The sequence below is a fragment of the Pseudomonas sp. YA1 genome (assembly GCF_058680555.1).
The window spans coordinates 327,519-351,941 of the sequence record NZ_JBZWBG010000001.1 but is presented as its reverse complement, the minus strand read 5'-3'; the positions used below and the strand labels follow the sequence as shown (position 1 = coordinate 351,941).

The 24,423-nt window shown below is 66.1% G+C and carries 24 protein-coding genes; 10 read left to right on the top strand and 14 right to left on the bottom strand.

Features of this window, described 5'->3' with window-relative positions; all coding sequences use genetic code 11:
* Nucleotides 1-1,704, bottom strand: coding sequence for a YbaL family putative K(+) efflux transporter (ybaL, locus tag AC4OR5_RS01620; protein WP_058159833.1), 1,704 nt, complete (start codon nt 1,702-1,704; stop codon nt 1-3).
* A gap of 378 nt (nt 1,705-2,082) precedes the next feature.
* The gene (locus AC4OR5_RS01615) at nt 2,083-2,565 is read right to left on the bottom strand and encodes an acyl-CoA thioesterase (RefSeq protein ID WP_033984475.1); all 483 of its coding nucleotides are present in this window, start codon (nt 2,563-2,565) and stop codon (nt 2,083-2,085) included.
* Nucleotides 2,566-2,725: 160 nt separating this feature from the next.
* Between AC4OR5_RS01615 and AC4OR5_RS01610 the strand changes: the two genes are divergently transcribed.
* Entirely contained in the window at nt 2,726-3,469 is a 744-nt protein-coding gene (locus AC4OR5_RS01610; RefSeq protein WP_058159835.1) for a hypothetical protein, read from the top strand.
* Between the two features lie 47 nt (nt 3,470-3,516).
* Here the strand turns inward: AC4OR5_RS01610 and AC4OR5_RS01605 are convergent, their stop codons facing one another.
* The 3 genes from AC4OR5_RS01605 to AC4OR5_RS01595 all read right to left on the bottom strand — a co-directional run bounded on the left by AC4OR5_RS01605 (nt 3,517) and on the right by AC4OR5_RS01595 (nt 7,133).
* Nucleotides 3,517-4,275: an SDR family NAD(P)-dependent oxidoreductase gene (locus AC4OR5_RS01605; RefSeq protein ID WP_003097046.1), complete on the bottom strand. Its 759-nt coding sequence runs from the start codon at nt 4,273-4,275 to the stop codon at nt 3,517-3,519.
* Nucleotides 4,276-4,369: 94 nt separating this feature from the next.
* A complete protein-coding gene (locus tag AC4OR5_RS01600) occupies nt 4,370-5,737 on the bottom strand; it encodes a glutamine synthetase family protein (RefSeq protein WP_023091001.1) in 1,368 nt (455 codons plus the stop codon).
* A 1-nt stretch (nt 5,738) separates the two neighbouring features.
* The gene (locus AC4OR5_RS01595) at nt 5,739-7,133 is read right to left on the bottom strand and encodes an aspartate aminotransferase family protein (RefSeq protein ID WP_023107473.1); all 1,395 of its coding nucleotides are present in this window, start codon (nt 7,131-7,133) and stop codon (nt 5,739-5,741) included.
* 115 nt (nt 7,134-7,248) lie between these two features.
* On the opposite strand from AC4OR5_RS01595, the gene AC4OR5_RS01590 reads away from it, so the two are divergent.
* Both AC4OR5_RS01590 and AC4OR5_RS01585 read left to right on the top strand, forming a co-directional pair.
* The gene (locus tag AC4OR5_RS01590) at nt 7,249-8,031 is read left to right on the top strand and encodes an SDR family NAD(P)-dependent oxidoreductase (RefSeq protein WP_058159837.1); all 783 of its coding nucleotides are present in this window, start codon (nt 7,249-7,251) and stop codon (nt 8,029-8,031) included.
* A 64-nt stretch (nt 8,032-8,095) separates the two neighbouring features.
* The gene (locus tag AC4OR5_RS01585) at nt 8,096-8,776 is read left to right on the top strand and encodes a GntR family transcriptional regulator (protein ID WP_015503896.1); all 681 of its coding nucleotides are present in this window, start codon (nt 8,096-8,098) and stop codon (nt 8,774-8,776) included.
* 16 nt (nt 8,777-8,792) lie between these two features.
* Here the strand turns inward: AC4OR5_RS01585 and AC4OR5_RS01580 are convergent, their stop codons facing one another.
* The 3 genes from AC4OR5_RS01580 to AC4OR5_RS01570 form a co-directional block, all read right to left on the bottom strand.
* Nucleotides 8,793-9,005, bottom strand: coding sequence for a YgdI/YgdR family lipoprotein (locus tag AC4OR5_RS01580; protein ID WP_003097061.1), 213 nt, complete (start codon nt 9,003-9,005; stop codon nt 8,793-8,795).
* 217 nt (nt 9,006-9,222) lie between these two features.
* A complete protein-coding gene (locus AC4OR5_RS01575) occupies nt 9,223-9,624 on the bottom strand; it encodes an SMI1/KNR4 family protein (RefSeq protein ID WP_003099687.1) in 402 nt (133 codons plus the stop codon).
* A gap of 195 nt (nt 9,625-9,819) precedes the next feature.
* Nucleotides 9,820-10,677 (bottom strand): Tim44 domain-containing protein, encoded by an 858-nt coding sequence (locus AC4OR5_RS01570; protein WP_003109134.1) that lies wholly within the window; start codon nt 10,675-10,677, stop codon nt 9,820-9,822.
* Nucleotides 10,678-11,040: 363 nt separating this feature from the next.
* Between AC4OR5_RS01570 and AC4OR5_RS01565 the strand changes: the two genes are divergently transcribed.
* A complete protein-coding gene (locus AC4OR5_RS01565) occupies nt 11,041-12,798 on the top strand; it encodes a cation:proton antiporter (RefSeq protein ID WP_034028320.1) in 1,758 nt (585 codons plus the stop codon).
* 315 nt (nt 12,799-13,113) lie between these two features.
* Nucleotides 13,114-14,421 (top strand): MFS transporter, encoded by a 1,308-nt coding sequence (locus AC4OR5_RS01560; RefSeq protein WP_003109136.1) that lies wholly within the window; start codon nt 13,114-13,116, stop codon nt 14,419-14,421.
* Nucleotides 14,422-14,836: 415 nt separating this feature from the next.
* On the opposite strand, the gene tonB1 is transcribed toward AC4OR5_RS01560, so the two are convergent.
* Together tonB1 and AC4OR5_RS01550 are read right to left on the bottom strand one after the other, a co-directional pair.
* Entirely contained in the window at nt 14,837-15,865 is a 1,029-nt protein-coding gene (tonB1, locus tag AC4OR5_RS01555; RefSeq protein ID WP_010895710.1) for an energy transducer TonB1, read from the bottom strand.
* A gap of 92 nt (nt 15,866-15,957) precedes the next feature.
* Nucleotides 15,958-16,926, bottom strand: coding sequence for a CobW family GTP-binding protein (locus AC4OR5_RS01550; RefSeq protein WP_003122315.1), 969 nt, complete (start codon nt 16,924-16,926; stop codon nt 15,958-15,960).
* A 102-nt stretch (nt 16,927-17,028) separates the two neighbouring features.
* Between AC4OR5_RS01550 and AC4OR5_RS01545 the strand changes: the two genes are divergently transcribed.
* Complete coding sequence (locus AC4OR5_RS01545) at nt 17,029-17,397, top strand: hypothetical protein (RefSeq protein ID WP_003097081.1); 369 nt, start codon at nt 17,029-17,031, stop codon at nt 17,395-17,397.
* A gap of 152 nt (nt 17,398-17,549) precedes the next feature.
* On the opposite strand, the gene AC4OR5_RS01540 is transcribed toward AC4OR5_RS01545, so the two are convergent.
* The 3 genes from AC4OR5_RS01540 to dksA are packed head-to-tail and all read right to left on the bottom strand — an operon-like array spanning nt 17,550 to nt 19,809.
* Entirely contained in the window at nt 17,550-18,191 is a 642-nt protein-coding gene (locus AC4OR5_RS01540; protein ID WP_003136514.1) for a DUF1826 domain-containing protein, read from the bottom strand.
* Nucleotides 18,188-19,390: a zinc metallochaperone GTPase ZigA gene (zigA, locus tag AC4OR5_RS01535; protein ID WP_003097084.1), complete on the bottom strand. Its 1,203-nt coding sequence runs from the start codon at nt 19,388-19,390 to the stop codon at nt 18,188-18,190. Before zigA ends, AC4OR5_RS01540 begins: the two co-directional genes overlap by 4 nt.
* Before the next feature lie 14 nt (nt 19,391-19,404).
* Entirely contained in the window at nt 19,405-19,809 is a 405-nt protein-coding gene (dksA, locus tag AC4OR5_RS01530; RefSeq protein WP_003097086.1) for an RNA polymerase-binding protein DksA, read from the bottom strand.
* Between the two features lie 112 nt (nt 19,810-19,921).
* Here dksA and AC4OR5_RS01525 point away from each other — a divergent pair, with 112 nt between their 5' ends.
* Nucleotides 19,922-20,338, top strand: a complete 417-nt coding sequence (locus AC4OR5_RS01525; protein WP_003097088.1) for a hypothetical protein — start codon at nt 19,922-19,924, stop codon at nt 20,336-20,338.
* Here AC4OR5_RS01525 and AC4OR5_RS01520 read toward each other — a convergent pair.
* Nucleotides 20,316-21,509, bottom strand: coding sequence for an N-acetylmuramoyl-L-alanine amidase (locus AC4OR5_RS01520; RefSeq protein ID WP_031757097.1), 1,194 nt, complete (start codon nt 21,507-21,509; stop codon nt 20,316-20,318). The genes AC4OR5_RS01525 and AC4OR5_RS01520 overlap by 23 nt on opposite strands.
* 99 nt (nt 21,510-21,608) lie before the next feature.
* On the opposite strand from AC4OR5_RS01520, the gene folE2 reads away from it, so the two are divergent.
* The 3 genes from folE2 to AC4OR5_RS01505 are packed head-to-tail and all read left to right on the top strand — an operon-like array spanning nt 21,609 to nt 24,402.
* Nucleotides 21,609-22,505, top strand: a complete 897-nt coding sequence (gene folE2, locus AC4OR5_RS01515) for a GTP cyclohydrolase FolE2 (protein ID WP_031638506.1) — start codon at nt 21,609-21,611, stop codon at nt 22,503-22,505.
* The gene (locus AC4OR5_RS01510) at nt 22,502-23,062 is read left to right on the top strand and encodes a gamma carbonic anhydrase family protein (protein ID WP_003099663.1); all 561 of its coding nucleotides are present in this window, start codon (nt 22,502-22,504) and stop codon (nt 23,060-23,062) included. Before folE2 ends, AC4OR5_RS01510 begins: the two co-directional genes overlap by 4 nt.
* Before the next feature lie 2 nt (nt 23,063-23,064).
* The gene (locus tag AC4OR5_RS01505) at nt 23,065-24,402 is read left to right on the top strand and encodes a dihydroorotase (protein WP_003097095.1); all 1,338 of its coding nucleotides are present in this window, start codon (nt 23,065-23,067) and stop codon (nt 24,400-24,402) included.
* Nucleotides 24,403-24,423 lie beyond the last annotated feature (21 nt).

Sequence of the window (24,423 nt, the reverse complement as noted above, 5' to 3'; positions counted from 1 at the left end):
TCAGGCCGACTGCGGCAGCGGTGCGTCGGCGCCGCGCTCGTCACGGTCGAGTCCCAGGCGATGGACCATGCCGCAGGCGATCTCGCGCTCACCCATGATCACCAGATTGGCGCCGTTCTGCTCCAGGTATTCCACCTCGGCGTCGAAATGCGCCCGGGCGACGATGTCCAGCGGCGGGTTCACCGCGCGGGCGTGGCTGGCGATCTGCCCGGCCTCGAAGCCGTTGGGAATGGCGATCAGCAACCAGCGCGCCTCGGCGATGTTGGCCAGTTCCAGCACGCCGGGACTGGCGGCGTTGCCGAGGACCACGCTGTAGCCCTGTTCGCGCAGTTCGTCGGCCTTGTCGCGCTTGTCCACCACTACCACGAAGGGCGTCCCGGCGGCGCGCAGGCGAGCGCTGACCAACCCGCCAACCCGGCCATGACCGATCAGCACCGCATGCTCGCGCTCCAGGATCGGCGGCGGCAGGTCCTGCGCCGGCATCTCGCGGACCCCGCCAGCGGCCTCCGCCAGGCGCTGCTCCTTGCGTTGCTGCAGGCGATCGATGGCGATGAACAGCAGCGGATTGACCAGGATCGACAGGATCGCCCCGGCCAGCACCAGGTCGCGGCTCTGCTCCGGCACCAGTTCGAGGCCGATGCCCAGGCCGATGAGAATGAAGGAAAACTCGCCGATCTGCGCCAGGCTGGCGGCGATCACCAGTGCGGTGCTGTTCGGATGGCCGAAAGCACGGACGATCAGGTAGGCGGCCACCGACTTGCCGAAGACGATGACCAGGAAGGTGGCCAGGACCGTCAGCGGCTCCTGCAACAGGATCATCGGATTGAACAGCATCCCCACCGAGACGAAGAACAGCACCGCGAAAGCGTCGCGCAGCGGCAACGAGTTCTCCGCCGCCTCGTGGCTGAGTTCGGACTCGTTGAGGATCATCCCGGCGAAGAAGGCGCCTAGCGCGAAGGACACCCCGAACAGCACCGCCGAGCCATAGGCGATGCCCAGGGCGATGGCCAGCACGGCCAGGGTGAAGAGTTCCCGCGAACCGCTGGCGGCGATCCTCTCCAGCACCCAGGGCACCACCCGGCGACCGCCGAAGATCATCAGGGCGACGAAGGCGGCGACCTTGCCCAGGGTAATCAGCAGCGGCCAGAGCAGACCGGCTTCGCCGCCGTCGGTCTTGCCGCCGAGGGTGCCGGCGAGCGCCGGCAGGAGTACCAGGGTCAGGACCATCGCCAGGTCCTCGACGATCAGCCAGCCGATGGCGATCCTGCCACGCTTGGTGTCCAGCAACTGGCGCTGCTCCAGGGCGCGCAACAGCACCACGGTACTGGCCACCGACAGGCTCAGGCCGAATACCAGGCCGCCGCCGAAGCTCCAGCCGAGCAGCTTGGCCAGGCCGATGCCAAGCAGCGTGGCGACGCCGATCTGCACCAGCGCCCCGGGAATGGCGATGGCCTTCACCGAGAGCAGGTCCTTGAGTGAGAAGTGCAGACCGACGCCGAACATCAGCAGGATCACGCCGAGTTCGGCGATTTCCTGCGACAGCGCCTGGTCGGCGACATAACCGGGAGTGAACGGCCCGGCCAGAACACCCGCGAGCAAGTAGCCGACCAGCGGCGAAATGCGCAGGCGATTGGCCAGGGCCCCGAAGAGGAAGGCGAGGACGAACCCCGCGGCGAGTGTAGTGAGTAACGGCGTATGGTGCATCAGGACTCCCGGCAACACGGGGAACGCGTCCTCCGCGGCCTGGCCGGCGGACGACGACGTTCGAAATGGATCACGGACCCGCGCCCGTGACAGCAAGGCGGAAAGGCTTTCCGCCAACGGAGCCGGGCAGAGCGACCGGCCCATGACATTCGAGCGACCCGACGGCGGCTATGGTTCCTGGCGAAACCCGGCGCGATACCGACAGGTTAACCCGTTGACGTTGCTGGAGTTTTAACAGGCACGCCGGTTTCTTATCAAGAAATGTCAGGAATGGACGCCAGCAGAGGCAAACTTCTGCGTTTTCTTATGAAAAGCTGCGAAAATTCGCGAAACGGCAGCAGGTCCGAAGCGGGCTCGACCGGACACCGGCAGCTTTCCTCAACCGTCTTCGCGAATCGCCTGGTAGCGGGCCTCCAGCTCCGCGCGCAGCTGGCGGCGTTGCTGGGCCTGGGCGAAGCGGCGCTTCTGCTCGGCGGTTTCCAGCTCCAGCGGGCGGACGGCCACCGGCTTGCGCTCGTCATCCAGAGCAACCATGGTGAAGAAACAGCTGTTGGTATGACGCACGGACTGCTCGCGGATGTTTTCGGTGATGACCTTGACGCCGATCTCCATGGAAGTCCGCCCGGTGTAGTTGACCGAAGCGAGGAAGGTCACCAGTTCGCCGACATGCACCGGCTCGCGGAAGATCACCTGATCCACCGACAGGGTCACCACGTAGCGACCGGCATAGCGACTGGCGCATGCATAGGCGACTTCGTCGAGATACTTCAGGAGGGTACCGCCATGGACATTGCCGGAGAAATTGGCCATGTCCGGGGTCATCAGCACGGTCATCGTCAGTTGGTTGTTTCCGGGTTGCATAGCGCTTTTTCTCTCATCAGGACGGGCGGGGGACACCATAGACGCAAACGAAGACGGCAGCGGCCACAAATTTTCAATCGTCATGATCGAAATCGCGCCGGGTCGTGCAGACATCCGCGGGCTTTTCTAGACTGGCCCTTTTCCACCGGGAATCGCGCCAATGCCTGCCGCCATTCGCATCCTTCTCCTGGCCCTGGCCGTGCTTGCCGGCATCGGTGCCGCTGCCATCCAGGCCGAGGATACGCCCTGCGCCACCGCCGCGGAATGCAACACGCGCGGCACCCAGGCTTATCGACAGGGGAGTTATCCACAGGCGCTGGACGCCTTCGCCTGGCAATTGCGCCTGGCCGAACGCCAGGAACAGGGCGGAGCCGACTCGGAACAGGCGCTGAACAATCTCGCGCTGACCAGCCTCAAGGCCGGGCAACCGGGACGCGCCCGCGCCTGGATGAACCTGGCGCTGGATCGCGGCTACAGCGGCAAGGCCACGCGCCACAACCTGGAACAGGTTGCCCTGAAAGTCGACTATCCGTCCCTCCAGGGCCTCGCCGGGCACTACCTGCGCTACGCCGGGCAGGCCAAATGGGAAAGCCTGCAGATCGAACCGGTGAAGGGCGGCTACCAGGCGAGCTTCGCCCTGATGCGCATCGGCAATCCGGAGAAACTGATGGAATATGGGCCCGCGGCGGTCGGCGAGTTGTCCGGTCGGCTGGAGGGGCAAGGCGCCCTCTACCGGCTGCGCAGCGAAGGCCTGGGCGCCGGCTGCAGCCTGCTGGTATGGCAGGAAGGCATCGACCTGCGAGTGGTGGAGAGCCTTGGCGGGGACTGCCAGGGTTACGGCGGCATGGGCATCGCCGCCGCCGGTAACTGGGTGAAGATATCCAGTCAGGCCAGGGACGACTGAAACTTTTCCACAGGCCGCTCCAGCGGAGCGACCCGTGGAAAATCCACTCAGCGGCCAGCGGACAGGCCGAAGTCCACCGCCAGGTCGGCGCCCGTGATCGCTTCGGCCTGAGGGCCGCAGAGATACCAGACCAGCTCGGCGACTTCTTCCGGACGGATGAAGCGTGCCGCCTTGCCCTGTGGATAATCCTTCAGCAGCGCGCGCTTGTAGCCATCCGGATTGCCCATCCCATAGCGTTCGGCCTGGTAGTCGAGCATCGGCGTGGCGATATCCGCCGGCGACACGGCGTTGACCCGCACGCCCTGCTCGGCCAGTTCCAGCGCGAGGGTCTTGCTCAGCATGGTCAGCGCCGCCTTGCTCGCGCAATACGCCGCCGAACCCCGGTAGGCCTGGCGTCCGGAGTCGCTGGAGATGTTGACGATGCTGCCCTGGTTTTCCTTCAGGTAGGGTATCGCGGCCTGACACATGTAGAAGGAGGCCTTGAGGTTGACTCCCAGGACCAGGTCGAAATCCTCCTCGGTGAAGTTTTCCACAGGCCCCTCGCGCCAGACGCCCGCGGCGTTCACCAGGGCGTCGAGGCGTCCGGTACGGGCGAGAATCTTCGACATCAGGGTATGGCAGTTATCCGCGCTGCGCAGGTCGGCGACCCCGCTGGCGTCCAACGGCACCTGCGCGTTCAGCGCGTGCAGGCCCTCCTTATCCACATCCGTGGCGGCGATGCGCCAATGACTCTGGGCGAAACGCTTGGCGATTGCCCGGCCCAAGCCGCCGGCTGCACCAGTGATAAGAACGACGGGCGTGCTCATCTGCTTTTCCTTACTCCTGTGCCGCGTGGAAAACACCGACGGCCAATCGGCCGCCCGCTTCAATGACTGACCGGCAACGCCGGCAGCCGTTCATTCAGGCCTGGTTGAGATACCAGCGCCAGTCCTGCTCGCCGACCTCGCCCATGAAGGCACGGTATTCGGCCTGCTTGATCGCCAGGTAGATCTTCAGGAAATCCTCGCCGAGCGCCTCGCGCGCCCAGGCCGAGCCCTCCAGCGCGCGCAGCGCGGTCAGCCAGTCGCTCGGCAACGCCTGGGTGGCTTGAGCGTAGCCGTTGCCAGTGATCGGCGCACCGGGGTCGAGTCGCTCGCGAATACCCAGGCGCACCGCCGCGAGCAACGCCGCCGCCGCCAGGTAGGGATTGGCGTCGGCGCCGCAGATGCGGTGCTCGATGTGCCGGCTGGACGGCGGGCCGCCGGGAACCCGCAGCGACACGGTGCGGTTGTTGATTCCCCAGGTCGGCGCCAGCGGCGCGTAGCTGTTCGCCTGGAAGCGGCGGAACGAGTTGGCGTTCGGACAGAACAGCGCCAAAGACTCCAGCAGGCACGCCTTCATTCCACCGATGGCCTGGCGCAACAGCGGGGTCCCGGCCGGGTCCTCGCTGGCGAACAGATTGTTGCCAGCGGCGTCGGCCAGGCTGACGTGCAGGTGCAGGCCGTTGCCGGATAGATCGGCGAACGGCTTGGCCATAAAGCAGGCCTGCAACCCATGGCGATTCGCCACACCCTTGACCAGGCGCTTGTAGCGCACGCCTTCGTCGATCGCCTGGAGCGCGTCGAAGCGGTGCTGCAGGGTAATCTCCACCTGCCCCGGCGCGTACTCCGAGATCGCCGTGCGCGCCGGCAGGCCCTGGGCCTCGCAGGCGGCATACAAGTCATCGAGGAATGGCTGCAACTGCTCCAGCTCGTAGACGCCATAGACCTGGGTCGCCCGCGGCCGCTGGCCATTCATCTGCAACGCCGGCAACGGCCGGCCGTCGCTGTCGCGTTCGCGGTCGAGCAGGTAGAACTCCAGTTCCACCGCCATCACCGGGTGGAAACCCTCCGCCTGCAGGCTGTGGATAACCCGCTGCAACACATGTCGGGGATCGCCCGCCGCGGCCGGTAGCCCGAGCTCGGGATGCATGCTGACCTGCACCTGGCCGGTCGGTGACTGCCGCCAGGGTTGCAGGGTCAGGCTGCCGGGCAGCGGGAAGGTCCAGCAATCGGCATCGCCGACGTCCCAGACCAGGCCGGTCTCCTCGACGTCATCGCCATTGATGGTCAGGCCGAGGATGGTGCTCGGCAGCGGCCGCCCGCTTTCGTAGACAGCCAGCAGCTCGTCGCGATGCAGCAGCTTGCCGCGCGGCACGCCGTTGGCGTCGATCAGGAACAGCTCGATGCTGCGCACCTCGGGGTGTGCGGCGAGGAACTCGCGGGCTTCCCGCGGATCGGCGAAATGCATCTCAGGCCTCCCGCGCGCCGGGTATGGCGAGCAGCTCGCCGAGCGCCTCGTCGAGGCTGGAGAGCAGGCGGTCGACGTCTTCTTCGCGAGTGTCCGGGCAACACAGGGTCATGTTGTGGAACGGCGTGATGAGGATGCCGCGGTTGATTAGATACAGGTGCAAGGCCATCTGCAGGCTGTCGTGGAACGCCGCCTCGGCGGCCGCGCCGTCGCGTGGGGATTGCGGGCAGAACTGGAACTCGCTGCGCGCGCCGAGCTCGGTCACCGACCAGGCCAGGCCGTGCTTGTGGATAATCCTGCGGAAGCCCTCGGCCAGACGCGCCGCCAGGGGCAGCATGTGGGCGTAGGCGGCATCGGTCATCACCTCTTCCAGGTTGGCGCGCATACAGCGCATCGCCAGGGCGTTGGCCGACAGTGTGGTACCCATGCCGCTGTGGCCGTGGCCTTCGCTCTGCTCGCTGGCACGTGCCCTGGCCAGTTGCATGGCGCTGGCCATCGCCGCGCTGCAACCATACACCGAGCACGGTACGCCGCCGGCGATCGGCTTGCCGAGGGTGATGAAGTCCGGCTCGAGTTTCCAGGCGCGGGTACAGCCGCCTGGTCCGGTGGAGATGGTGTGGGTCTCGTCGATGATCAGCAGCGTGCCGTGACGACGGGTCAGCTCGCGCAGCTTCTGGTGGAAGCCGGGTTGCGGCAAGACCATGCCGATGTTGGTCATCGCCGGCTCGCAGAGCACGGCGGCCACGTCTTCGCTGGCCAGCGCCCGCTCCAGGGCCTGGAGGTCGTTGAACGGCACCGCGCGGCTGAACTGGGTGAGGTCGTGGGCCTGGCCGAGCAGGCCGGAGCGATGCACGGTGCGGCCGTCGCGGCAGCGAACCAGGGTGTCGTCGACCGTGCCGTGGTAGCAGCCGTCGAATACCAGCACCACCTTGCGACCGGTGATCGCGCGCGCCCAGCGCAGGACGAAGCGGTTGGCGTCGGTGGCGGTGGTCGCTACCTGCCAGAACGGCAGGCCGAAGCGCTGCGCCAGCAGCTCGCCGGCGACGATGGCATCCTCCCCCGGAAGCATGGTGGTCAGGCCGTTCGCGCCCTGCTCGGCGAGTGCCCGGGCGATCGGCGCCGGAGAATGGCCGAACATGCTGCCGGTATCGCCCAGGCAGAAGTCCACGTAGGCGTGGCCATCCACGTCATGGAAGCGCGCGCCGTGGGCTCGCTCCACGAACAGCGGACAGGGCGTCGACCAATCGCTCATCCAGTGCATCGGCACGCCGTCGAACAACGCACGCCGGGCTCGCTCGGCGTGCGCGACGGACTGTGGATTCTGCGCGAGGAAACGTTGCTGCTCGCGGGCCATGAAGGTTTCCACGGCGGCTTCGGCGATACCACTGGCGGTCATTTCGAACACCTCGTTTTTTATTTCGCACAACTTTCATTTGTGATCACAAAAAAGTCAATACAGTATTTGAAAGCACTGATAATCTGCTTTTCATGTCAATTTTGTGATCACAAAAATGAACGATTTTCCGAAGTGGGCAGGCCAGGTCGCGCTCATCAGCGGCGCCGGCAGCGAACTCGGCATCGGTTTCGCCATTGCCCGGCGGCTGGCCCGCGAAGGCGTGCGCCTGCTGATCACCGCCAGCAGCGAGCGGGTTCGGCAACGAGCGGAGGAACTGAGCGCATGTGGTCACGACGTGCGCGCCGCGAGCGCCGACCTGACCGACGAAGCCCAGGTGCAGGGCCTGCTGGACTGGGCCGAAGCCCAGTGGGGACGGGTCGACATCCTGGTGAACAATGCCGGCATGGCCCAATTGGACAGCGCGGAACCCTTCAGCGCAGTGGAAGCGACCTCGCTGCGGGATTGGCAACTGTCCCTGTCGCGCAACCTGACCAGCGCTTTCCTGCTCACCCGCGGCCTGCTGCCGGGCATGCGCGAGCGCGGCTACGGGCGGATCGTCAACGTCGCCTCCACCACCGGAACCCGCGGCAGCAACCCGGGCGAAGCCGCGTATAGCGCGGCCAAGGCCGGTCTGGTCGGCTGGAGCATGGGCCTGGCGCTGGAGGTGGCGAAGAGCGGCATCACGGTGAACAGCGTCGCGCCGGGCTGGATCGCCACCGGCTCGAGCACCGCCGAAGAACGCCAGGCCGCCCTGGCCAGCCCCAGCGGACGTGCCGGCCGGCCCGAAGAGGTGGCCGCCGCGGTGGCCTTCCTCGCCTCGCCCGAAGCCAGCTTCGTCAACGGCGAACTGCTGGTGGTGGACGGCGGCAACTGCCTGATCGAAAACAAACGGAGCTGAACATGCGCAACTGCAGCCTGACGCTTTCCCAGCTTCCGGCGCCACCGGCGACCCGGAGCTGACCATGGCCGAGAATCTCCAGGAACGACTCTACCAACGACTGCGGGAAGACTTGCTGGCCGGACGTTTCCAGCCCGGCGAGCGACTGAAGATCCGCGACCTGGCGAACCAGTGGGGCACCAGCCCGATGCCGGTTCGCGCCGCCCTGCAACGGCTGGTGGCGGAAGGGGCGCTGGAGGGCGAGGCACAACGCTCGCTCAGGGTGCCGCTGATGACCCGCGAACGTTTCCTGCAGATCCTCCAGGTGCGCCTCTCCCTCGAAGGGCTGGCGGCCGAAAGCGCCAGCGGCCGGCTGGACGAGCAGGCACTGGAAGGGCTCGAAGGATGTCTGCGGCGAATGGAGGACGCCTTGCGCCGACGCGAGGTACAGGCCTACCTGGAAGCCAACAGCGAATTCCACCTGACGCTCTACCGCGCCTGCGGCAACCCGGTGCTGCTGCGTCTCATCGAGACGCTCTGGCTACAGGTCGGGCCGTTCTTCAACCGGCTGTTCACCGAGGCCGACCTGTCCCTACGCCTGAACGATTTCCACGAGGACGCCCTGGAGGCACTGCGCCGCGGCGACGGCCCGGCCGCGCGCGCGGCGATCGAACAGGACCTGGCCTATTTCGGCCAGTACCTGCTGAACCTCCTGGAGCTGGAGGCCCGGCCACGAAAGCGACACCGCTCCGGCGAGCACGCCTGACGGGAGATAAGCGCTGCTACTGCGGGCGAATGGTGCGCACATTGTCCTTCTTGATCAGGATGGTGTCGCCATTCAGCTGTTCGAACTCGTAGTAGTCATTGTATTTGTCGTAATCCGACTGATCCTTGACCAGGACCTCGCTGCCATCTTGCAAAGTGACCACCGCCTGGTTGGCGCAACCCGCCAGGCTGGTCAGCAGCAATGCAGCGAACAGAGCTTTGAACTTCATAGAATCTCCACACGGGGCAGCGCACTTGCCTACATCCGGAGCGACAAGTGCGGAATTGCCCTTGTGACCGTGGCAATCGAGGGAAATTCCTTAGCGCAGCGGCGCTTTGTCGGAGATGAAACACCAACGGCGGCGCGCAGGGCCTCCAGGCAGCCTCGCGCGACGTCGGGAAGTCAGCCGCAAAGGCGCGTTGCAGAGCCTTTGCGGCGGTTCAGGTTCAGCTCTCCAGCCAGACGTCGCGAGCCCAGACCCACACCGAATCCCAGCTTTCATCGGTGAGGTCGCCATCGGCCCAGAGCACCACCTCGCCGTCCTCCGCCACGCAGTAGTAGCTGCCGTCGTCCTCGCAAAGCGGGATCAGCTCGCGCGGAACGCCCAGGTCCCAGGCAGTGGCCGCCACTTCGGGCAGGTAGGTGTGCGAGTGCGGATCGGTCACGGTCACCGGCTCCAGGCGGCCGTAGACCACATCGCTGACCAGCAGGAGGAATTCGCGGAATTCGGCGGGAATGCCGATCAGCAGCTCTTCCTCGATTTCCACCAGCAGTTCTTCTTCCGGCAGTTCCAGGGGCACCGGAACCGGTTCGTTGAGTTCACGCAGTTTTTCGATGACGTCTTCCACGACAGGCTCTCTCGCAACGGGTGGCGCGCTTTTTATACAGTAGCCGCACCGAGCGCAAGACAAGTGTCGTGGCTGGCCTTCGGCCATGGCGCCGGACGAATGGTCGGTCAACCCGCCAACGGAAATGAAAAACCCCCGCTCCCTGGCGGGAGCGGGGGTTTCGGCGGCCCCCGAAGGGACCGCAACCACTCGGGATCAGTTCTGCCGGATACCGGCCACCAGCCATGGCTGGTTCTCGCCCTGGGCGCGCTCCATCCGCCAGCTTTCGCTGAAGGCTTCGCCCTGGTCGAAGCGCGAGGTCTTCGACACACCGCTGAAGGTCAGGGTGGCGATGGTCTTGTCGGCCTGGTCGTCGACGCCGTCCAGTTGCACGACCAGATTGTCGATGTAGGTGGACTGGTAGGCGTCGCCGATCTCGGCGCGCTCCTGCTTCAGCCATTGCAACATCTGCGGGGTGACGAACTCGGCGATCTTGTCCATCTCGTTGGCATCCCAATGCTGCTGCAGGGACATGAAGTGTTCGCGAGCGGCACCGACGAAGCGCTCCTCGTTGAACCAGCTCGGCGCGTTGATCACCGGGCTCGGCGCAACGGCGGCAGCGGCGGTGGCGCCACCGAAGATCGGCGCCTGGGCCGGCATTTCGCGCTGCATCGGCGCGTGCCCGGCCATTGCCGGCTGCCCCTGATTCTGCTGGCGTCGGCGAGCGGCGATGAAGCGGAAGGCAATGAAGGCCACCAGGGCGATCAACAGGATATCGAGCATCTGGATGCCTTCGAAGCCGTCGCCCATGAACATGGAGGCGAGCAGGCCGCCGGCGGCGATACCGGCCAGCGGGCCGAGCCAGCGCGAAGCACCGCTGGCGGCAGCGGCGGGACGGGCGGCGTTGGGGGCGGCAGCAGTGGCGTTCGGCGCAGTGGCCGGCTGCGCCTGGCGGGTCTGGTGGCTGGGTGCCGAGCCGAGGCTCTTGCCGCCACCGAAGCGCTTGGCATTGGCATCCAGGCTGACGGTCAGCGCCAGGCAGAAGGCGAGGGCGATGCTGAGAACACGCTGCATTGTAGTCTTTCTCTCTTGGGGGAATCGACGCGCGTCATGTTGCGGCGGTACGGGCGGCAGGACCAGCCGGATTTTGTTTCGGGCTATTGCTCCCTGGCCGCCGTTTTTTCGCCCGCCGCGTCTGGCTCGCGGGTCGGCGCCAGGGTACACCGTCGTTGACGAGGATGACAGGCGCTATCCCGGATCGGCGGACGAACGCCCGCCCGGCGGCTGGAAAGGCGCAGCGCAAAGCCTTGCAGAAAGGTCTGTTACAGTTTTTTTCAGTACCCCGATCAAGCACTTGCCAGTGCTAGTCTGCGGCTCTGCGAGGCTTCCCGGTCGCGCGTTTGCCGACCCATTCCCACTCGAGCGAGGACCGCCGCCATGCATGCCGTCGATTTCATCCAGGACCTCGCCGTGATCATGCTGGTGGCCGGCGTGGTCACCATTCTCTTCCACCGCCTGCGCCAACCGGTGGTCCTCGGCTACATCGTCGCCGGCTTCATCATCGGCCCGCACACCCCGCCCTTCGGGCTGATCCACGACGAAGACACGATCAAGACTCTGGCCGAACTCGGGGTGATCTTCCTGATGTTCTGCCTCGGCCTGGAATTCAGCCTGCGCAAGCTCTTCCAGGTCGGCGCCACGGCGTTCATCGCGGCGTTCCTGGAAATCGTCCTGATGATCTGGATCGGCTTCGAGATCGGTCGCTTCTTCGAGTGGAGCACCATGGACTCGCTGTTCCTCGGCGCGATCCTGGCGATCTCCTCCACCACCATCATCGTCAAGGCGCTCGGCGACCTGAAGATGAAGAACGAGCGCTTCGCCCAACTGATCTTCGGCGTGCTGATCGTCGAGGACATCCTCGGCATCGGCATCATCGCCCTGCTGTCGGGAATCGCCGTGAGCGGTTCGGTGGAAACCGGCGAGGTGTTCTCCACGGTCGGCAAGCTCAGCCTGTTCATGATCGTCGCGCTGGTCGTCGGCATCCTCCTGGTGCCACGCCTGCTGGCCTACGTGGCGAAGTTCGAGAGCAACGAGATGCTGCTGGTCACCGTGCTCGGCCTGTGCTTCGGCTTCTGCCTGCTGGTGGTGAAGCTGGAGTACAGCATGGTGCTCGGCGCCTTCCTGATCGGCGCGATCATGGCCGAGTCGCGCCAGTTGGTGCAGATCGAACGGCTGATCGAGCCGGTCCGTGACATGTTCAGTGCGATCTTCTTCGTCGCCATCGGCCTGCTGATCGATCCGAAGATCCTCGTCGAGTACGCCTGGCCGATCGCCCTGATCACCGTCGCGGTGGTGCTCGGCAAGATGTTTTCCTGCGGCATGGGCGCGTTCATCGCCGGCAACGATGGCCGCACCTCGCTGCGGGTCGGCATGGGCCTGTCGCAGATCGGCGAGTTCTCCTTCATCATCGCCGCCCTGGGCATGACCCTGAAAGTCACCAGCGACTTCCTCTACCCGGTGGCGGTAGCGGTCTCGGCCATCACCACCCTGCTCACCCCGTACCTGATCCGCGCCGCCGATCCGCTCTCGCAGCACCTGGCCAACGCCATGCCGCAGCGCATGGCGAGGATCTTCGGCCACTACGGCGACTGGCTGCGCAGCATCCAGCCGCAGGGCGACCGTGCGGTGCTGGCGGCGATGATCCGGCGCATCCTGCTGCAGGTCGGGGTGAACCTGGCGCTGGTGATCGCGATCTTCCTCGCCGGCGGTTATTTCGCCGATACGCTTTCCGCCTGGATGAGCCAGTGGGTCGCCTACGATGGACTGCACAAGGCATTGATCTGGGGCGGCGCGCTGCTGGTCTCGCTGGCCTTCCTGATCGCCGCGTACCGCAAGCTCAAGGCTCTGTCGATGCTGCTGGCCGAGCTCGGGGTCAAGCCAGAGAAAGCCGGACGCCATACGGCGCGGGTACGCCGGGTGATCTCCGAGGTGATCCCGCTGCTGTCGCTGGCCGGCATGATGGTGCTGCTGGCTGCGCTCAGCTCGAGCATCCTGCCGCCGGGCGAGTTGCTGATCGTGGTGGTGCTGGTCGCCGGCCTGGTGATCGCAGTGCTCTGGCGCTGGCTGATCCGCGTGCATTCGCGGATGCAGATCGCCCTGATGGAAACCCTGGAGCAGGAAAAGGGCAGCCACTGAGAGCCAAGCAATCCCGGCCTACCGTCGAATCGGCGGATAACCACGCTGCGGTTATTCGCCCTCGCCTGCACCTGATGTCGCTATCGGACCCTTTGCCCTGAAGGATCGGCGGATTTCCGCTTATCCACTCTCCCGGTCGGCGGACTCCCGCTCGGCCAAGACCACCCCGCTCCTCTTCCAACCCAGTCCCCACGCGGCTTTCCCGCGTTGGCACGGCACCTGCTATCGAGCCATCCAATACGTCGCCCTCGCGATGTGCCGGTGTGCTGCGCCCTGATCAGCACATCCAAGACAACAACGAAAAGAGGAAACACGATGGAAAGCGCCAACGCCATTTCCGCGTCTGCCCAGCCCCGCACCACTTCGCAACGCATCAAGTCGATCTTCAGCGGTTCCGTCGGCAACCTGGTCGAGTGGTACGACTGGTACGTCTACGCCGCCTTCTCGCTGTACTTCGCCAAGGCATTCTTCCCCCAGGGCGACATGACCGCCCAACTGCTGAACACCGCAGCTATCTTCGCCGTGGGCTTCCTGATGCGCCCGATCGGCGGCTGGCTGATGGGTATCTATGCCGACCGCAAGGGCCGCAAGGCGGCGTTGCTGGCCTCGGTGCTGCTGATGTGCTTCGGCTCGCTGATCATCGCCCTGACCCCCAGCTACGAAACCATCGGCGTCGCCGCGCCGATCCTGCTGGTGGTCGCGCGCCTGCTCCAGGGCCTGTCGGTCGGCGGCGAATACGGCACCTCCGCCACCTACCTGAGCGAAATGGCAAACAAGGAACAGCGCGGGTTCTTCTCCAGCTTCCAGTACGTGACCCTGATCTCCGGCCAGCTCATCGCCCTGGCGGTGCTGATCGTCCTGCAACAGACCCTGACCGTAGAACAACTGGAAAGCTGGGGCTGGCGCGTACCCTTCTTCATCGGCGCGCTGTGCGCAGTGGTGGCGATGTTCCTGCGTCGCGGCATGGAAGAGACCGAGTCCTTCTCGAAGAAGAAGGAAGAGCCGAAGGAAAGCCTGCTGCGCACCCTGCTGCGCCACCCGAAGGAAGTGCTCACCGTGGTCGGCCTGACCATGGGCGGCACCCTGGCCTTCTACACCTACACCACCTACATGCAGAAGTACCTGGTGAACACGGTAGGCATGAGCAAGACCGATTCGACCATGATCTCGGCTGCCACCCTGTTCCTCTTCATGCTGCTGCAGCCCATCGTCGGCGCCCTCTCCGACAAGATCGGCCGGCGGCCGATCCTGATCGCCTTCGGCGTACTCGGCACCATCTTCACCTACCCGATCCTCAGCACCCTGCACAGCGTCGACAGCTGGTGGGGCGCGTTCTTCCTGATCATGGCGGCGCTGGTGATCGTCAGCGGCTACACCTCGATCAACGCGGTAGTGAAGGCCGAACTGTTCCCCACCGAGATCCGCGCCCTGGGCGTCGGCCTGCCGTATGCCCTGACCGTGTCGATCTTCGGCGGCACCGCCGAATACGTTGCCTTGTGGTTCAAGAGCGTCGGCCTGGAGAGCGGCTTCTACTGGTACGTCACCGCCTGCATCGCCTGCTCGCTGCTGGTCTATGTGTTCATGAAGGACACCCAGAAGCACTCGAAGATCACGACCGATTGATTGAGCCTCGTGCTCATGGCCCCGACACACTCCGGGCCTTTTTATCCACAGGACGGCGACCTTCGGGTCGCCGTCCTGCTTTTTGGCGCGGCAACCGATTTCCCCACACCCGCCGGCTGTTGGTCCACGGCACGGCATCCCGACCGGAACCCTAAGGCGCGCAACGCCGGCGGAGTAATCCGCCGGTGCCCCTGCGTTCCACGGCGGATAACCGCAAGCGGTTATTCACCCTGCGGCTCGTCATTCCGGCGGGGCTGGAACCTTGGCGCGTAAACGCCGATCTCCTCGCGTTCCCACGGCGGAACAGCGCAAGGGGCCTGCCGTCCCCAGGCAGCGAGGCCCCGTCTGCGAGACCTACCGGGAATAAAAAAACCGCGCTCGAAGGCGCGGCTCTTTTCGTTGTCGGCGAACCGCCTCAGCGGCGCTTCTCGATCTTGAAGAAGAACATCTTGGTCGCCTGGCGGGCGACGATCTTGCCACCGCTGACACGCGGCTCAAAACGCCACTTGGCCATGGCCTGGCGCACTTCGCGGTCGAACATGCGCGACGGCACCGACTCCAGCACCTGGATGTCGTCAATGCGGCCATCGCTGGTAATGGTGAACAGCACCTTCACCCGGCCTTCGATACCCCGCGCCTGGGCCATCCGCGGATAGACCGGAGGATCCATGCGCAGCGGCTTGATGTCGCTGTCGTTGAGGCTGCCGCTGGGCAGGCCGGCCGGGCCTTGCGAGCCGCTGGGCGCAGTCTGCGCGCCGGGCGTGCTCTGCCCGACGGTAGGCGCGGGCGGCGGCGCGGCGCTGGACGGGCTGGGCTGGCTGGATGCTTCCGTGCTCGGCTCGGGTTCCGGCTTGGGTTTGGGTTCCGGCTTCGGCTTGGCCTTGGGAATGGCGTTTTCCACCGGTTTGGGCTTGGGTTTCGGCTTGGGCTTGGGTTTTTCCACCGGCTTCGGCTTCGGCGGCTCCGGCTTGGGTTCCTCGATCTTCGGCGGCGTCGGTTCCGGCGCGGCAGCCGGCGGCTGCGGGGTCGGCTCGGCCTTCTTCTCGAGCTGGACGAAATTCACCTGCATGGTCTTCGGCAGTTCGCCGTGGCCAAGGTTGAGTTCGGCCGGGGTCGGCATCACCCACACCAGCGCACCGATGATCGCCACATGCATCGCCACCGCTGCGCCGGAGGACAACCACCAGCGCGACTTGGGCGGCTCGCCGGGGACGTCTTCGGGATCGCTGCCATGGGCGTAGGGGATCAGCACTTCCTCGACCGCCACTTCCTCGTCGCGGCGCGCACCGGAGCAGTCCACCACGCGCAGGTTGGGTTCTCCGCGCTGGGCATTCACGCATGGCAGGGACTCGCTTTCGTCTCCCTGGGCGGGAGCGGTGGGATGGTCTTCGGCGAGCGCGGCCAGCGAAAAACGGTCAGGCGACCGTGAAGGCTGTGGCGACATGAGGGCGACCTGCGGAGAAGTGAAAGGTAAGGAAGTAGAGTCTTCTGATAATTATTATCATTCAGTCGCGTCCTCAGGGCAACCTTGGCGGATCATTCCGCGACCATCCGACACGCCAGGAACGCCTCTTCGAGCGCCTCTTCATCCGCGCCTGCGGCGAGGATCAGTTCCAGCCGATTATCCCGTCGCCACGAGGACTTGCCCCAGTTATCCACAAACGGCGCGGCATTCGCTGCATACCAACCGTCCGCGCAATGCAGCACCGCCTTGGCCCGCCGCAGTCCGGACAAACGGCTCAGCCAGGCGTCCACTGCGACCCGATCGAAACGCACCGACGGCGCCAGCCGCCAGCCGATGGCCAACTGGCCGTCCTGCTCGCGCACGGCGCGCAGCGGTCGCTCGGCGGGCAGCACCGTTCCCAACTGAGCAGGCGCGTCCGGCAGGGCCGCCCAGGTCGTCGCGCTACCTTCCCCGGCAACGCTGGTCGGCAGATCGCGCAATGCCAGGTGGCCGCGCACGCTCCAGCGCAACGGCAGGACCGGCAGGCGCGCGCGCACGGCGCAGCGCTGCGTCGCGTCGAGCGCTTCGGATTTGTTCAGCAGCAACATGCCGGCCGCTTCCAGCGCCTGTTCCTGTGCCTCCGGCAGCGGTTGGCCGGAGGCCAGCGCGGCGGCATCCAGCACCACTACCAGGGGTTGCAGGGCCAGGACGCCGGACCAGGGAGGAGCCTGCAGCTGTTTCCACAGCGCCAGCGGATGTCCCAACCCGGAGGGTTCGATGAACAGCCGGTCCGGCCGTGCCCGACGCAACAAGCGACCGAGCCCCACCTGGAACGGCACGCCATTGACGCAGCAGAGGCACCCGCCCGCCACCTCGCCGATGGCCACGCCGTCGACGTCCGTGGCCAGCAGCGCGGCATCCAGGCCGATCTCGCCGAACTCGTTGACCAGCACCGCCCAGCGCTCGCCCGCCGGCTTCTGCGCCAGCAGCGAGCGGATCAGGCTGGTCTTGCCGGCCCCCAGGGGGCCGCCGATCAGGTGTGTGGGTATCTCTCGAAGCATCTGCGCAACCGGAATGTGAAAGCCTGTGGATCAATGCGGTCCTTGCCTGCGGGGAGCCAGGCCCCGTGCTAGAGTCGCGCCCGTCTGCAATGGAGTCCTCGCATGCGTCCGTTCCTGTTCTTCCTGTCCTGCCTGCCGGGCCTGGCCCTGGCCGAAGCCTGCATCGTCCATAGCCAGGCGAAGAATCTCGATGTGAAGGTCTGCCAGCAGAACCGCAGCATCCCGGCCAAGCTGTTCCGCGAAGGCTTCTGCCAGCCACAACTGCAGGGCCAGAAGGTCGAGGTGGCGTTCGCCGAGGAGTGTCCGACGGGCGCCTTCGGTGTCTGCCGCGACGCCAGGGTACCCAATGCGCCCTATCGGCAGGACATCTTCTACTACGGCATCGCGACCGACGCACGCTACCTGGAGCCGTTCTGCGCCAGCCAGAGCCAAGGCCGCTGGGAAGAGCCTAGCGCCGCGAAAAAGCCCTGAGCGCGTCATCAGCCTGTCACAGCGTCCGGGCTAAATGGGAGTCGGGTACCTCAGCACCCTTCGTCCCCATCCCCAAGGTAGGACGACTTTTTGGTGATAGGCCATCTGCGGATGGCCTTTTTTTATTCCTCGAAAGACACTTGCCCACAGGCTCAGGCAAGCCAGTCCAGGGTCAACAGCAGGCGCGCCAGCCCGGGCTCCGCTCGCGGCGAGCGATGCACCAGTCCGGCACCTTCGTTACCCTCCCAGCGTTCGCCCTTGAGCAGCGCCACGTCGCCTGTGGACAAGCTATGGATAAGCTGTTCATCGACAACTTCCGCCTGTGCTCCACCAAGCAGCCGACGGTCCAGGCCGGACTCGTCCAGCCATTCGCTGGCAGCGCCCTGGTAGGTGGTGACCAGCCGCAGCGGCACGTGGTCGACATGGAAACGCGGGCACATCGGTTTATCCAGAACGCGCAGGCGCAGGCCGATACGCCGCGCCCCGGTCAGGCAAAAGAAGGCCTCGACCAGCCAGCCCAGGTCGTCGAGGAAATCGGCTTGTCCCGGCAGTTGCCGCGCGTCGAGCAGGCCGTCCAAGGCGGGTAGCCGTTCCTCTTCCATCTCCAGCGTCTGGCTCAGCGCCAGTCCCGGCCGGTTGCGTACCAGGGCGGCGGCGAAGTCGCGCAGCGCCGGGTTCAGCCGGCGTGTCCAGACCGCCAGGTTGACCCCGTCGCGAAGCACCTCGGCCAGCACCTGGGGGTCTTCGCCGAACGCCTGGCGCGGCAACAGACTTTCCTGTGGCAGTGCGCTCATGCGGCGTGCCCCCAGTCCTCGAAGGGGTCGTCCAGGCCCTGCCAGCCCGGAATGCCCAGGTTCATCTCGGCATCATCCAGCAGGCAAGCATCGAGGGCTGCGCGCAGGGCCGTGAAGTCCAGGTTCTGGCCGATGAAAACCAGCTCCTGGCGACAGTCGCCGACGCCTTCCTCCCAGTGCCGCATGATCGCCCGCAGGCCCTCTTCGTCCTGTGGCCACTGTCCGGTCGGCACGAAGCGCCACCAGCGGCCCGCCAGGCCGTAGCGCATCAGGCCGCCGGCCTGCGACCAGCTGCCAGCCTCACGGGGCCGGCTGGCGAGCCAGAAGAAGCCCTTGGAGCGCAGCAGCCGCCCCTGCTTCAGCGGATTGTGCAGGAAGGCGTGGAAGCGCGCGGGGTGGAACGGACGGCGCGCCCGGTAGGCCATGGAGGCGATGCCATATTCCTCGGTTTCCGGCAGGTGCTCGCCGCGCAGTTCCTTCAGCCAGCCCGGCGCGGACGCCGCGCGATCGAAATCGAAGCGACCGGTATCGAGGATCTTCGCCAGCGGCACCTGACCCATCACCATCGGCAGGATCTCCGCCTCGGCATTGAGCTGGCGCAGGATCGCCAGCAGTTCCTCGCGCTGCTCGCTGGAGATCAGGTCGATCTTGCTGACCAGGATCACATCGGCGAATTCGACCTGATCGATCAGCAGGTCGGTGATCGAGCGCTGATCCTCCTCACCGAGGGTTTCGCCACGGCTGGCCAGGCTGGCGGCCTCCTGGTAGTCGCGGAGGAAATTCATCCCGTCGACCACCGTGACCATGGTATCCAGCCGCGCCACGTCGGACAGGCTGCGGTCCAGCTCGTCGCGGAAGGTGAAGGTCTCGGCCACCGGCATCGGTTCGGAAATCCCGGTGGACTCGATCAGCAGGTAGTCGAAGCGGCCTTCCCGGGCGAGACGGCCGACCTCTTCCAGCAGGTCTTCGCGCAGGGTGCAGCAGATACAGCCGTTGCTCATCTCCACCAGGCGCTCTTCAGCGCGGTTCAGGCTGACATCGCGCTGGACTTCGCTGCCATCGATATTGATTTCACTCATATCGTTGACGATCACCGCAACCCGGCGGTTCTCGCGGTTCTTCAGCACATGGTTGAGCAGCGTGCTCTTGCCGGCGCCGAGAAAGCCGGACAGCACGGTGACAGGTAGGCGTTGGTTCACGGTTGGTAACCTCTTCAGTTGTGCCGCACGTGGCGTTCGCGCTTCTCCTGGCGCTCTTTCGCCTCGATGCAGAGGGTGGCGGTGGGACGCAACAGCAGGCGGCGCAGGCCGATCGGCTCGCCGGTTTCCTGGCACCAGCCGTAGTCGCCGCGGGCCAGGCGCTCCAGCGCTTCGTCGATCTTGTCGAGCAGCTTCTTCTCCCGCTCCAGCAGGCGAAGTTGCCATTGCCGCTGTTCCTCGCGGGAAGCCAGGTCGGCCTCGTCGCTGGGGCGTTCGAGATCGCGCAGCTCGCCGAATTCGCCTTCGATGCGCGCCTGCAGTTCCTGGCGCTGGCGCAGCAGCAGGTCGCGGAAGAAGTCCTGCTGGGCTTCGTCCATGTAGGCAGCGTCGGGCTGGGCAAGCAGTTCCTGTTCGGTCATGGGCTGAACCTGGGAAATTTAAAACGTTATACTATAACAATTAACACCACAATCGATGGCCCGCCAATCGCCTTCCGGCTACCCTGGGCCCACGTCATCCCGGGATCCACCGATGCGCCGCGTCCTCCGCCTTTACTGCCTGGCCCTCCTGCTGCTCGCTCCGGCGGCACAGGCGCAGGGCTTTCTTCCCGGCACCCGCCCGGCGGAATGCGCTTACCTGCGCACCGTTCTGGCCTGCATGGATCGGCTGGGCAACCACTACAGCGTCGCCACCGGCGGCAACGACACCTGGCTGCGCGGCTACGACGCGGCAAGCGGACGACGCTGGGCCCAGACCAATACGCGCTACGGGCGCCTGACCTTCTTCAGCGGCATCGCCAGCGACGGGGAAATCTGGGTCGGCCTCAGCCGCAACATCGGCTGGACCAGCGTCAGCCGCCTGAGCAGTTCATCGGGCCAGCGCCAACGCCTGACCTGCGGGCGGGTCAGCGGCTGCAGCGAAGGCCCTAGCCGGGAGGCTGCGCGCTGAGCGCCGCCAGGTAGCTGCCGGCGGGAGGGCGTTGCCGGAAGTAGCCCTGCACGCCAGCGAAGATCGCCTCGGCCAGGCGCTGGCGATGGCGTTCGTCCATCAACCGGCGACAATCGCCGCGATTCGAGATGAAGCCGGTCTCCACCAGGATAGAAGGGATGTCCGGCGACTTGAGCACGGCGAAGCCGGCCTGCTCGACACGCTTCTGGTGCAGCGCGGTGACGTCCGACAACTGGCCGAGAACGCTGTGGCCGAGGTCCAGGCTGCTGGCGATGGTCGAACTCAGGGCCATGTCGAGGATCACCCCGGCGAGTACCTTGTCGCGGCCCTGTAGCGGCAGGTTGCCGCTGTTGCCGATCAGGTCGGCGCCGTTCTCGCGGTCGGCCATCCAGCGCGCCATGGTCGAGCTGGCGCCATGCTCGGAGAGGGCATATACCGATGCGCCGGAGGCGGTCAGTCGCGGCGCCGCGTCGGCGTGCACCGAGACGAACATGTCGGCGTTGTAGCGCCGAGCCACTTCCGGCCGCTTGCGCAGCGGGACGAACACGTCGCCGTTGCGCACCAGGCGCGCCTTGAAGCCTTTCTCGCGGTCGATCCGCCGCGCCAGCAGGCGGGCGATGGCCAGCGCCACGTCCTTTTCGCGCTCGCCCTTGCTACCGACCGCGCCGGGGTCCTTGCCGCCATGGCCGGCATCGACCACCACGAGGATGTCGCGGCCCGTCGAGGGTAGCGGGCGGGCCAGCGCCAGCATCGGCTCGGGGGGCGCCGTCAGCGCCTGTGGATAAAGGTCCAGGACCAGGCGATGGCCCTTTCCTGCCTGCGGTTCCAGGGCGAAGCTGCGCGGCCTGACCGCCTGGCGCAGGTCGAGGACGATGCGCGTCCCGCCGCCACCCAGTTGGCCGCTGCGGATGGCGCGCACGGGGCCGTCCAGCGGCAGCTCGGAGAGCGTTGCGAGCAATTGCGCGTCGGGCAGGTCGAGGATCAACCGCTCGGGGGCCTGCAGGGAAAAGGTTCGATAACGCGGCGGGCCGTCCAGTTCCAGCACCAGGCGCCAGCTTTCCGAGGAATTCCAGGCGCGGGCCTGGCGGATTCGTACATTGGCGCTGGCGGCCAGGAACGGCTGGAGGGCCAGGCCGGCGAGCAGGCTTTGCAGGAGGCGACGGCGCTTCATCGACGAAATACCCGATTGCAAGGGTCGGCATTAGCTAATACGTTATATTATAACATTCAAGCCATTTCCAGGCCTTGCCTGCCCTTCTTCGAGTTCTCCATGAATGCCTTGACGCTTCCCGATATTGCCCGCCAGACCACCACCGCCGATCTTCCCCTGGACTGGGTCGGCATGCAGGGCATCGCCCTCCCCGTGCAGATCGGCGGGCAGAGGGTCGCCGCCGAAGCCGATGCCGGTGTCAGCCTGGACGACCCGCAGGCCCGCGGCATCCATATGTCGCGCCTCTACCTGGCGCTGGCCGAACTGGAACACGGCGAGCTGGACCTTTCCCGCCTGCGCGCCGTCCTGCAACGCTTCCTCGACAGCCACGCCGGCCTGTCGCGTCGCGCCTACCTGCGCCTGCGCCTCGCGCCGCTGCTGCGGCGTCCGGCGCTGGTCAGCCCGCTGAGCGGCTGGAAACGTTATCCACTGGTGCTGGACACGCGCCTGGAAGGCGATGACTTCCAGGCCGAAGTCCATCTCGAGCTGACCTACTCCTCGACCTGCCCCTGTTCGGCGGCACTGGCCCGGCAATTGATCCAGGAGCGCTTCGACCAGGACTTCGCCGGACAGCCGCTCGATCATGCCAGCGTGCTCGCCTGGCTCGGCAGCAGCGCCGGCATCGTCGCCACCCCGCACAGCCAGCGCAGCAGCGCGCACCTGCGCATCGGCCTGGCGGAAGACTGCGTCGGACTGCCCCTGGAAGAGCTGGCGGATCTCGGCGAAAGCGCCCTCGGCACCGCGGTGCAGACTGCGGTGAAACGCGCCGACGAGCAGGCCTTCGCCCTCGCCAACGGGCAGAACCTGATGTTCTGCGAAGACGCGGTGCGCCGGCTGCACCGCGCCCTGCAGGGTTATCCACAGGCGAGCCGGTTCTCCGTACGGGTCGTCCATGCGGAAAGCCTGCATGCCCACGACGCCGTCGCCGAAAGCCACTGGCAGCGAGGTGCCGCATGATCCGCAAGAATCCCTCCGGCGACCTGCCGGTGATCGACGAATCGGCCTATGTGGACAAGACCGCGATCATCTGCGGCAAGGTGATCATCCAGGCCAACGTCTTCGTCGGTCCCTACGCGGTGATCCGTGCCGACGAAGTCGACGCCGACGGCGGCATGCAACCGATCGTGATCGGCGCCAACTCGAACATCCAGGACGGCGTGGTGATCCATTCCAAGTCGGGTGCCGCGGTGACCATCGGCGAGCACAGCTCCATCGCCCACCGCTCCATCGTCCACGGTCCTTGCGAAGTCGGCGACCGGGTCTTCATCGGCTTCAACAGCGTGCTGTTCAACTGCCGGGTCGGCGATGGCTGCGTGGTCCGCCACAACGCGGTGGTCGACGGCTGCGACCTACCAGCGGGTTTCTACGTCCCGTCCACCGAGCGCATCGGTCCGCGCACCGACCTGGCGAGCATGCCGCGGGTCAGCGTTTCGGCCAGCGAGTTCTCGGAAGACGTGGCGCGCACCAACGTCGACCTGGTACGCGGCTACAAGTCGCTGCAGAACGAGTTCTGAACATGCAAAGCCTGCTGATCCGCAATGCCCGGATGGTCAACGAGGGGCAGGTACGCGAAGGCGATCTGCTGGTCCGCCACGGTCGCATCGAACGCATCGCCGGCTGCCTGGAAAACTGCGGCGCCAGCCGGGAGATCGATGCCGCCGGACGCTACCTGCTGCCGGGAATGATCGACGACCAGGTTCACTTCCGCGAGCCGGGTTATCCACAGAAGGGCTCGATCGCCAGCGAATCCCGCGCCGCCGTGGCGGGCGGCATCACCAGTTTCATGGACATGCCCAATACCCGCCCGGCGACGCTGAGCCTCGAAGCGCTGGCGGAAAAGAAGCGCCTCGCCGCCGCCCATAGCGTGGCCAACTACGGTTTCCACTTCGGCGTCAGCCGCGACAACCTCGACACCGTGGCCGCCCTCGATCCACGCGAGGTCGCCGCGGTGAAGGTGTTCATGGGCGCCTCCACCGGCGACATGCTGGTGGACGACCTGCCGACCCTGGAGCGCCTGTTCGCCAGCGTTCCGACCCTGCTGCTGAGTCATTGCGAAGACACGCCGCGGATCGAAGCCAACCTGGCGCGCTGGCGACAACGCTTCGGCGAACGTATTCCGGCAGCCGCCCACCCGCGCATTCGCGACGCCGAGGCTTGCTACCGTTCCACCGCCCTGGCGGTGGAACTGGCGCAACGACATGGCACGCTGCTGCATGTCCTGCACTTATCCACAGCGCGCGAATTGGCCCTGTTCGAGGACAAGCCGCTGTGCCAGAAACGCATCACCGCGGAAGTCTGCGTCCACCACCTGCTGTTCGACGACAGCGACTACGCCCGTCTCGGCCATCTGCTCAAGTGCAACCCGGCGATCAAGAGCCGCGAGGACCGCGACGCCCTGCGCAGGGCGCTGGCCGGCAACCGCCTGGACGTGATCGGCACCGACCACGCGCCGCACGCCTGGGCCGAGAAGCAGCAGGCTTATCCACAGGCGCCGGCCGGCCTGCCACTGGTCCAGCATGCGTTGCCGGCACTCCTGGAGCTGGTCCGCGAAGGCTGGCTGTCGCTGGCCACCCTGGTGGCGAAGACCAGCCACCGGGTCGCCGAACTGTTCGCCATCGCCGATCGCGGTTTCCTCCGCGAAGGCTACTGGGCCGACCTGGTGCTGGTCAGCGAACTGGAGCACCCGGCGCTGGCCAGCGCCATGCCGCTGCTGTCGCGCTGCAACTGGACGCCGTTCCGCCACCGGGCATTCCACCATCGGATCGATACCACCATCGTCTCCGGGCAGCTCGCCTGGCACGCGGGACGCCTGTCCGACGATTGCCAGGGACTGCCCCTGCGGTTTTCCCGCTGAAGACCTGTCCACAGCCTGCTG

Excerpts from the sequence above, each read along its gene's own strand:
- AC4OR5_RS01585 (WP_015503896.1), top strand. The coding sequence starts at position 8,096 with ATGGCCGAGAATCTCCAGGAACGACTCTACCAACGACTGCGGGAAGAC.
- AC4OR5_RS01520 (WP_031757097.1), bottom strand. The coding sequence starts at position 21,509 with ATGAAGCGCCGTCGCCTCCTGCAAAGCCTGCTCGCCGGCCTGGCCCTC.
- folE2 (WP_031638506.1), top strand. The coding sequence starts at position 21,609 with ATGAATGCCTTGACGCTTCCCGATATTGCCCGCCAGACCACCACCGCC.
- AC4OR5_RS01550 (WP_003122315.1), bottom strand. The coding sequence starts at position 16,926 with ATGCTTCGAGAGATACCCACACACCTGATCGGCGGCCCCCTGGGGGCC.
- AC4OR5_RS01605 (WP_003097046.1), bottom strand. The coding sequence starts at position 4,275 with ATGAGCACGCCCGTCGTTCTTATCACTGGTGCAGCCGGCGGCTTGGGC.
- AC4OR5_RS01505 (WP_003097095.1), top strand. The coding sequence starts at position 23,065 with ATGCAAAGCCTGCTGATCCGCAATGCCCGGATGGTCAACGAGGGGCAG.
- AC4OR5_RS01565 (WP_034028320.1), top strand. The coding sequence starts at position 11,041 with ATGCATGCCGTCGATTTCATCCAGGACCTCGCCGTGATCATGCTGGTG.
- AC4OR5_RS01525 (WP_003097088.1), top strand. The coding sequence starts at position 19,922 with ATGCGCCGCGTCCTCCGCCTTTACTGCCTGGCCCTCCTGCTGCTCGCT.
- AC4OR5_RS01580 (WP_003097061.1), bottom strand. The coding sequence starts at position 9,005 with ATGAAGTTCAAAGCTCTGTTCGCTGCATTGCTGCTGACCAGCCTGGCG.
- AC4OR5_RS01560 (WP_003109136.1), top strand. The coding sequence starts at position 13,114 with ATGGAAAGCGCCAACGCCATTTCCGCGTCTGCCCAGCCCCGCACCACT.
- AC4OR5_RS01545 (WP_003097081.1), top strand. The coding sequence starts at position 17,029 with ATGCGTCCGTTCCTGTTCTTCCTGTCCTGCCTGCCGGGCCTGGCCCTG.
- AC4OR5_RS01540 (WP_003136514.1), bottom strand. The coding sequence starts at position 18,191 with ATGAGCGCACTGCCACAGGAAAGTCTGTTGCCGCGCCAGGCGTTCGGC.
- AC4OR5_RS01600 (WP_023091001.1), bottom strand. The coding sequence starts at position 5,737 with ATGCATTTCGCCGATCCGCGGGAAGCCCGCGAGTTCCTCGCCGCACAC.
- AC4OR5_RS01590 (WP_058159837.1), top strand. The coding sequence starts at position 7,249 with ATGAACGATTTTCCGAAGTGGGCAGGCCAGGTCGCGCTCATCAGCGGC.
- dksA (WP_003097086.1), bottom strand. The coding sequence starts at position 19,809 with ATGACCGAACAGGAACTGCTTGCCCAGCCCGACGCTGCCTACATGGAC.
- tonB1 (WP_010895710.1), bottom strand. The coding sequence starts at position 15,865 with ATGTCGCCACAGCCTTCACGGTCGCCTGACCGTTTTTCGCTGGCCGCG.
- AC4OR5_RS01615 (WP_033984475.1), bottom strand. The coding sequence starts at position 2,565 with ATGCAACCCGGAAACAACCAACTGACGATGACCGTGCTGATGACCCCG.
- AC4OR5_RS01610 (WP_058159835.1), top strand. The coding sequence starts at position 2,726 with ATGCCTGCCGCCATTCGCATCCTTCTCCTGGCCCTGGCCGTGCTTGCC.
- ybaL (WP_058159833.1), bottom strand. The coding sequence starts at position 1,704 with ATGCACCATACGCCGTTACTCACTACACTCGCCGCGGGGTTCGTCCTC.
- AC4OR5_RS01570 (WP_003109134.1), bottom strand. The coding sequence starts at position 10,677 with ATGCAGCGTGTTCTCAGCATCGCCCTCGCCTTCTGCCTGGCGCTGACC.
- AC4OR5_RS01595 (WP_023107473.1), bottom strand. The coding sequence starts at position 7,133 with ATGACCGCCAGTGGTATCGCCGAAGCCGCCGTGGAAACCTTCATGGCC.
- AC4OR5_RS01510 (WP_003099663.1), top strand. The coding sequence starts at position 22,502 with ATGATCCGCAAGAATCCCTCCGGCGACCTGCCGGTGATCGACGAATCG.